General features: G+C 76.2%; 9 protein-coding genes. 4 read left to right on the forward strand and 5 right to left on the reverse strand.

Features of this window, described 5'->3' with window-relative positions; genetic code table 11:
* Positions 1–686: MerR family transcriptional regulator (locus AB6N23_RS16240; protein WP_412867033.1), on the reverse strand; the 686-nt coding region annotated here is incomplete at its 3' end.
* 374 nt (positions 687–1,060) lie between these two features.
* Between AB6N23_RS16240 and AB6N23_RS16245 the strand changes: the two genes are divergently transcribed.
* Positions 1,061–1,357, forward strand: coding sequence for a WhiB family transcriptional regulator (locus AB6N23_RS16245; RefSeq protein WP_412867034.1), 297 nt, complete (start codon positions 1,061–1,063; stop codon positions 1,355–1,357).
* Between the two features lie 234 nt (positions 1,358–1,591).
* Here the strand turns inward: AB6N23_RS16245 and groES are convergent, their stop codons facing one another.
* On the reverse strand, positions 1,592–1,885 hold the full coding sequence (gene groES / locus AB6N23_RS16250; RefSeq protein WP_378202507.1) for a co-chaperone GroES: 294 nt from the start codon (positions 1,883–1,885) through the stop codon (positions 1,592–1,594).
* Between the two features lie 251 nt (positions 1,886–2,136).
* Between groES and AB6N23_RS16255 the strand changes: the two genes are divergently transcribed.
* Both AB6N23_RS16255 and AB6N23_RS16260 read left to right on the forward strand, forming a co-directional pair.
* A complete protein-coding gene (locus AB6N23_RS16255; RefSeq protein ID WP_378202504.1) occupies positions 2,137–3,327 on the forward strand; it encodes a class I SAM-dependent methyltransferase in 1,191 nt (396 codons plus the stop codon).
* Complete coding sequence (locus AB6N23_RS16260; protein WP_412867035.1) at positions 3,327–4,475, forward strand: glutamate--cysteine ligase; 1,149 nt, start codon at positions 3,327–3,329, stop codon at positions 4,473–4,475. Before AB6N23_RS16255 ends, AB6N23_RS16260 begins: the two co-directional genes overlap by 1 nt.
* Positions 4,476–4,502: 27 nt before the next feature.
* On the opposite strand, the gene AB6N23_RS16265 is transcribed toward AB6N23_RS16260, so the two are convergent.
* Both AB6N23_RS16265 and tsaD read right to left on the reverse strand, forming a co-directional pair.
* Positions 4,503–5,096, reverse strand: a complete 594-nt coding sequence (locus AB6N23_RS16265; protein WP_412867036.1) for a VanZ family protein — start codon at positions 5,094–5,096, stop codon at positions 4,503–4,505.
* 181 nt (positions 5,097–5,277) lie between these two features.
* On the reverse strand, positions 5,278–6,318 hold the full coding sequence (gene tsaD / locus AB6N23_RS16270; protein ID WP_412867037.1) for a tRNA (adenosine(37)-N6)-threonylcarbamoyltransferase complex transferase subunit TsaD: 1,041 nt from the start codon (positions 6,316–6,318) through the stop codon (positions 5,278–5,280).
* 125 nt (positions 6,319–6,443) lie between these two features.
* On the opposite strand from tsaD, the gene AB6N23_RS16275 reads away from it, so the two are divergent.
* Positions 6,444–7,085 (forward strand): malonic semialdehyde reductase, encoded by a 642-nt coding sequence (locus AB6N23_RS16275; protein ID WP_412867038.1) that lies wholly within the window; start codon positions 6,444–6,446, stop codon positions 7,083–7,085.
* A gap of 23 nt (positions 7,086–7,108) precedes the next feature.
* Here AB6N23_RS16275 and AB6N23_RS16280 read toward each other — a convergent pair.
* A partial coding sequence (locus AB6N23_RS16280) for a sulfurtransferase (protein WP_412867039.1) occupies positions 7,109–7,504 on the reverse strand: 396 nt, incomplete at its 5' end.

A 7,504-nucleotide genomic window follows, 5' to 3' on the forward strand; every position in this document is an offset into this window, starting at 1 on the left:
GCGCAGCGGTCGGCCCGCCCGGCGAGCGCCGCGTCGACGACGGCGACGACGGCCGCGGCCGTGCTCGGCGTCGTGCCGGTGCGCGGCTCGACGGGCGTGCGCGCCGGACCGGCGTCGGCGGGGTCGTCCCCGGCGCGGTCGTCGAGGGTGCGCGCGACGGCGTCCTCGGCCGCCGACGACGTCCCGCCCGGCAGCCGGCGCGTGACGTCCGTGCTCGTGCGGGACGCGGGCGCCGTGTGCTCCGTCGCCGACGTCAGGGCCAGGCGCGCCGCCTCGCCGGGCGCGACGCCCTCGAGCGTGAGCCGACGCATGACCAGCAGCCGCTCGAGGTCGCGCGCGGTGTACCGGCGGTGCGCGCCGGCGGAGTGCTCGGACGGGCCCAGCCCGTAGCGGCGGTCCCACGTGCGCAGGGTGGCGGGCGCGACCCCGAGCCGACGCGCCACGGCCGCGACGGTCAGGGGGGCCGTGCCCGTCGCCGTGCCGGTCGGTGCGGCGTCGTGGTCGCCGGCCGCGTCGGGCACCGCGGTGCCGGTCGTCGCGGGTGCCGCGGTGCCGGTCGTCGCGGGTGCCGGGGTGCCGGTCGTCGCGGGTGCCGCGGTGCCGGTCGCGACGGGCGGGCCGCCCGCCGGGGAGCCAGCCGGCGTCGACTCCGGGTGGCCCGTCGTCGGGTCCTGCGGCTCGGCCATGGCGCGATTCTGCCAGTCGGCGGCGCGGTCCGGGCGCGACGCGGTCGATCGCGCCAGCCGGCGCGGACGTGGCGCGGTTCGGTGCGGGGAACGCGCCACGGCGTCGAACCGCATCGACCGGCCCTCGACCGCGCGATCACCTGCGCAGACAAGAGGGGGCACGCACGACCCGCCTGTCGGGCGCGCGTTCAGAATCGTTGCAGCAGATCAGTTCAGAAGAGGGTCTTGAACAACTTCTGAAGCGGTTGTACGGTTACGGCACATCGCAGGAACGCGCCAGCGGCTCCGGGACCTAGGTCCTACCGCGGCACGTACCCAGCAGCTTCCGTCCGGGTGGCACACCGCCGGGACGACGTACGTACGAGGAGGAGCACATGGCCGAGATCTCGCGTCTGCCCGGACCGGTGATGGACCTGTGGGAGTGGCAGTTCGACGGCGCCTGCCGCGACGCCGACCAGGACCTCTTCTTCCACCCGGAGGGCGAGCGCGGCTCGGCCCGCCGCCGGCGCGCGGAGGCCGCCAAGGCCATCTGCGCCACCTGCCCCGTGATCAAGGAGTGCCGCGAGCAGTCGCTGGCCGTGCGTGAGCCGTACGGCGTGTGGGGCGGCCTCTCCGAGGACGAGCGCGCCGCCGTCCTCGCCGAGCGCGCCGGCCGCCGCGTCACCGCCTGACCCGGACTCTCGCCGGCACCGCCCGGCACGCACCACCTGACCGCCCCGGAGCGGGCGTCGCTCGATGACGAGCGGCGTCGGCTCCGGGGCGGTCGTGCGTCCCGCCGCCGCGGCGGTCGTGCGTCCGACGCCGTGAGCCGTGAGAGGCCGCGCGGACGCACGAGAGCCCCCTCCCGCGGACGGGAGGGGGCTCTCGTGGTCACCGGGCCGGTGCCCGGCGGTGTCGTCGCTGCGTCAGCCGACGATCGCGAGCACGTCGCGCGCGGAGAGGATGAGGAACTCCTCGCCGGCGTACTTGACCTCGGTGCCGCCGTACTTCGAGTAGATGACCTTGTCGCCGACGGCCACGTCGAGCGGCACGCGGTTGCCCTTGTCGTCGATGCGACCCGGGCCCACCGCCAGGACCTCGCCCTCCTGGGGCTTCTCCTTGGCGCTGTCCGGGATCACGAGACCCGACGCGGTCGTCGTCTCGGCCTCGAGGGTCTTGACGACGATGCGGTCCTCGAGGGGCTTGATGGAGACCGACACAGGCGGACCTCCCCTTCGCATGAGTTGTTCGTGAGCGAATGTCTGCGCCGTACCGTCGGGCCGCCGTCGTCGCGGGTGCCGGGGCCACTGGCACGGTTGGCACACTCCCAGGGAGAGTGCCAGTTCCTCACTCTAGGAACGCGTTAGCACTCGGTCAACCGGAGTGCCAGCGTGGCGTGCCGTCGACGTGCCCGCCGCGCTCCCCGGACCGCCGTCCCGCCGCCCGCGCCGCGGCGTGGCAGGCTGGGCGCGTGGACGACGCCGCGCTGGCCAAGCTCCTGCACCCGGAGGGGTGGGCGCTGCTGCAGGCGCTGCCGCCCTACGACGAGCGCCTGGCACTGCCGCTCGCCGAGCGGCTGCAGCGGGAGGGGCTCGACGCCGGCCTCGTCGCGGCCGCGCTCACGCAGTCACGGCTGCGCGCGAAGGCCCGCGGCAAGCTCGGCGACTTCGCCGACGGCATGCTCTTCACGCAGGCGGGCCTCGAGCAGGCGACACGGCTCGAGGTCGCCGCGCACCACGCCCGGCGGTTCCGCGACGCGGGCTGCACGTACGTCGCCGACCTCACCTGCGGGCTCGGCGCGGACGCCCTGGCCCTCGCCGGCGTCGGCCTGCGCGTCCTGGCCACGGACGTCGACGAGACGACCGCCGCCCTCGCGACCGTGAACCTGCGCGCGTTCCCCGAGGTGCAGGTCCGCCACGGCGACGGGCTCGCGCTCGACCTGGCCGCCGAGGGCGTCGACGGGGTGTGGGCCGACCCGGCGCGGCGCACCGGCACGGGCCGGCGCGTGTTCGACCCGCGCGCGTACGCGCCCCCGCTCGACGACGTCCTCGCCGCCCGCGGCACCGTGCCGGCGCTCGGGCTCAAGCTGGGCCCCGGCATCGCGCACCGTGACCTGCCGGTCGACGCGGAGGCCCAGTGGGTGTCGGTGGACGGGGAGGTCGTCGAGGTGGGCCTGTGGTTCGGTCCGCTCGCGCCCGACGGCCCCGGGCGCACGGCCCTCGTGCTGCGCGGCGGCACGCCCCACACGCTGCGCGGCGACCCCGACGGCGTGGACGACGCACCCCCGGTCGGGCGCGTCGGCGCCTACCTGTACGAGCCCGACGGCGCCGTGATCCGCGCCGGCCTGGTCGGCACGGTCGCCCAGCGGGTGCGCGGACGCCTCGTCGACCCCACCATCGCCTACGTGACCGCCGACGCCCTCACCCCGGACCCGCTCGCCACGGCGTACCGCGTCCTCGACGACCTGCCGTTCGGCCTCAAGCGCCTGCGCACGTACCTGCGGGAGCGCGAGGTGGGCAGGCTGACCATCAAGAAGCGCGGCACGGCCGTCGTGCCGGAGACGCTGCGCAAGCAGCTCGACCTGCGCGGCGGCGCCGAGGGGACGGTCGTGCTCACCCGGGTCGCCGGGCAGCAGCGCGTGCTCGTCGTGGAGCCGGTCTGATGGCGGCGCCGGTCACCCTGCCGTTCGCGCGGTCCGAGCGGTCGACCGTCGGCATCGAGTGGGAGGTCGCGCTCGTCGACGTCGACTCGGGCGACCTGCGGCAGGCCGCGCAGGCGATCTTCGAGGCCGTGCGTCCCGCCGACGGCACGGACCACCCGCACATCACGTCCGAGCTGCTGATGAACACGGTGGAGATCTCGTCCGGCAAGTGCCGCACCGTCGGTGAGGCCGGCGCGGACCTGCGGCGGGCCCTGGACGAGGTCGGGGCCGCGGCCGAGCCGCTGCGCATCGAGGTCATGGGCGGCGGCACGCACCCGTTCGCCAACTGGGCGACGCAGCGCGTCACCGACAAGGAGCGCTACGCGACGCTCATCGACCGCACGCAGTGGTGGGGCCGGCAGATGCTGATCTACGGCGTGCACGTGCACGTCGGCATCGAGGACCGCGCGAAGGTCCTGCCGCTGCAGCGCGCGATGCTCACCGTCCTGCCGCACATCCAGTCCCTGTCGGCGTCGTCGCCGTTCTGGGCGGGCAAGGACACCGGGTACGCGTCCAACCGTGCGCTGCTGTTCCAGCAGCTGCCCACCGCCGGGCTGCCGCCGCAGCTGCGCGCCTGGCACGAGCTCGAGCAGTACGTCGGCGACATGATGCACACCGGCGTGATCGACCAGGTCGACGAGGTCCGCTGGGACGTGCGCCCGTCCCCCCGCTTCGGCACGCTCGAGATGCGCATCGCCGACGGTGCGACCAACCTGCTCGAGGTCACGGCGATCTCGGCGCTGACGCACTGCTTCGTCGAGCACTTCTCGTCGCTGCTCGACGCGGGCGAGGAGCTGCCGGCCATGCCGCCGTGGTTCGTGCAGGAGAACAAGTGGCGCTCGGCGCGCTACGGCATGGACGCGATCGTCATCACCGACGCCGCGGGCGACGAGGAGCTCGTCACCGACTCGGTCGGCGGGTGGCTGACCACGCTCGCCCCGGTCGCGGAGCGGCTCGGCTGCGCCGAGGAGCTCGAGCAGGTACGCGTGATCCTCCGCCGCGGGGCGTCGTACCAGCGGCAGCGGGCCGTGGCCCGCCGGAACGCGGGCGAGCTCGAGCCGGTCGTCCGTTCCCTGCTCGCCGAGATGCGCGCGGGCCGCCCGCTCTGACCGCGGGCGCGACGCCGGTGGCCACGGTCACGCCGCGGTCGTCGCACCCTCCGCACCGGCTACCGCCGCTGGTGGCCACGTGCACGCGGCCACGACGCGCGCCAGGGCCGAGACCCGCACGGCGCCGCGGACCAGGACGCCGCCCACGAGCGCCCCCAGCGTGTTGGCCAGCAGGTCGTCGACGTCGCTCACCCGTCCCCCGCCGACGGCCAGGCCGGCGACGAGCTGGACCAGCTCGACCGCCAGGCTCACGAGGGCACCGGCGAGCACGACCCCGCGGGTCCGCAGGCCGGGGACCAGCAGCGGCAGCAGCACTCCGAGCGGCACGAAGAGCACCAGGTTGAGCCACAGCCCGGCCGGGTCGCCGGACCCGAGCGGCACCAGGTTGACCCACGCGTGCCACGGCAGGTCGCCGGCACCCGGGCGAGGGCCGACAGGGAGAGGCAGCAGCACGGCGTCGACCAGGCACGCGGCGTACGCGCACGCCAGCAGGCCGGTCGCCACGCGCGGCCACGTGAGCGGGGCGCGGGCCCGCAACCGCCGCAGCACCGCGGGGACCGCGACGAGGAGCAGCGGGACGAGCACCCACACGGCGGGGATCTCGGGGCGGGACGGGGTCACGGTCGCGACGGTAGGAGCCGTACGCCGCCCGCGACGTCCCCCGACCGCACGACGGCCGCTCCGCTGCCCTCCCCCCGGGGACGGACGGGCGTCGGGAGCACCGCAGGACGGCTGCCCGGACGCCGCGCACGCCGACGCCCCGCCACGCCACCGCACGGGCCGGCGCGCGACGGGCGACCGCTCAGACGAGGACCTGCGTCAGCGGCATCGTCGAGTCGACCGGCAGGTCCAGGGGAGACGCGGGCATGCCCCGGCGCACGACGGCCGACCCGAGCGCCGCGATCATCGCGCCGTTGTCCGTGCAGTAGCGGATCGGCGGGATCCGCAGCGTGATGCCGGCCTCGGCGCACCGCTGCGCGGCCATGTCGCGCAGCTGGGAGTTCGCGGAGAACCCGCCGCCGACGACGAGCGTGTCGACGCCCTCGCGGCGGCACGCGGCGATCGTCTTGGCGGTGAGGACGTCCGCGACGGCGGCCGCGAACGAGGCGGCGACGTCGGGCAGCGGGACGTCCTCGCCGGCGTCCTGCCGCGCCTCGACCCACCGGGCCACCGCCGTCTTGAGCCCCGAGAAGGAGAAGTCGGTCGCGTGCTTCGCCTGGTCCTTGGGCGCGGTCAGGCCGCGCGGGAAGCGGATGGCCTCCGGGTCGCCCTCGCGGGCGAGGCGGTCGATGTGCGGGCCGCCCGGGTACGGCAGGCCGAGCAGGCGGCCGACCTTGTCGAACGCCTCCCCCGCCGCGTCGTCGAGCGTCGAGCCGAGCTCCGTGACGTGCACGGTGTCGTCGATCCGCAGCAGCGACGAGTGCCCGCCGGAGACGACGAGCGCGAGCACGCGCTCGGGGAACGCGCCGTCGACGAGCTCGTCGACGACGGCGTGCCCGATGACGTGGTTGACGCCGTAGAGAGGCTTGTCCAGGCCGACGGCGAGCGCCTTCGCGGCGGCCGCGCCGATCGTCAGCGGGCCGACCAGCCCGGGCCCCGCGGTCACCGCGACCGCGTCCACGTCGGCGAGGGTCACGCCCGCGGTCGACAGCGCCCGCTCGATCGTCGGCACCATCGCCTCGAGGTGGGCGCGCGAGGCGATCTCGGGGATGATCCCGCCGAACCGCGCGTGCTCGTCGACCGAGCTGGCGACGGCGTCGACCAGCAGGTCGTACCCGCGCACGAGGGCGACGCCGGTCTCGTCGCAGGACGTCTCGATCCCGAGGACGAGGGGCTCGCTCACGCGCACCAGGATAGGCGCCCGCGGACGGCGTCCCGCACGCGCGGGCGGCACGTGCCCGGGCGGGCGTGAGCAGCCTCACGCGACCCGCGGACATCGATGCGAACGCATCGATGGTTGAGCGGACCATGACCAGCACCGAACTCGTCGACGACCTCACCGCCCTCGACCCCGACCGCACGGGGATCGACGACCGCGTCGCCGACCGGCTGTTCCGCGACGCCCGCAGCGTCGGGCGGTTCCTCGACCGCGACGTCCCCGACGCGCTCGTCCGCGAGGTCCACGACGTCGTCCGCTGGGGCCCGACGGCCCTCAACACCGTGCCGCTGCGCCTGCTGCTCGTGCGCAGCCCCGAGGCGCGCGCCCGCCTGGCGGCGCACATGTCGGAGGGCAACCGCGAGCGCGTCCTCGCCGCCCCGCTGACCGTCGTGGTCGCGGCCGACCCGGAGTTCCACCGCCACATGGGCCGCCTCACGCCGCACGCCCCGCACCTCGCCGACGTCTTCGCGGCCGACGCGGACGGCGCCGAGCGCACCGCCCGCGAGAACGCCTGGCTGCAGGCCGGCTACCTCGTCGTCGGCCTGCGCGCCGCCGGCCTCGGCGTCGGGCCGATGGGCGGCTTCGACAAGGCGGGCGTGGACGACGACCTGCTGGCAGGCACCGGCTGGCGCAGCCTCATGGTGCTCAACGTCGGCTGGCCCGGCGGCGCGGGCACGCACCACGCGCGCGCGCCGCGGCTCGAGTGGGACGAGGTCGCGCGGACGGCCTGAGCCGCACGGCGGCCGTCCCGCGCTCAGCGCCCGACGGCCACCGGCCGGTCCGCGTCGTGCGCCCACTGCGACCACGACCCCGGGTACAGCGCGGCGTCGACGCCCAGCGTCGCCAGCGCGGCGACCTCGTGCGCGGCCGTGACGCCCGACCCGCAGTACACGCCGACGCCCGGCCCGGCACCCGCCGCGTCCCCGTCGGCACCCGCGCCGGAACCGGCCGCCACCGGCACGCCGAGCGCCGCGAACCGGGCCGCGAGCGCGTCCGCCGGCAGGAACCGCCCGTCCGGTCCGAGGTTCTCCGCGGTCGGCGCGCTCACCGCCCCGGGCACGTGCCCTGCGCGCGGGTCGACGGGCTCGACCTCGCCCGCGTAGCGCTCGGCGGCGCGGGCGTCGAGCAGCACGCCGGCGTCGACGAGCGC

The sequence above is a fragment of the Cellulomonas pasadenensis genome (genome assembly GCF_047229365.1).
Taxonomy (GTDB): domain Bacteria; phylum Actinomycetota; class Actinomycetes; order Actinomycetales; family Cellulomonadaceae; genus Cellulomonas.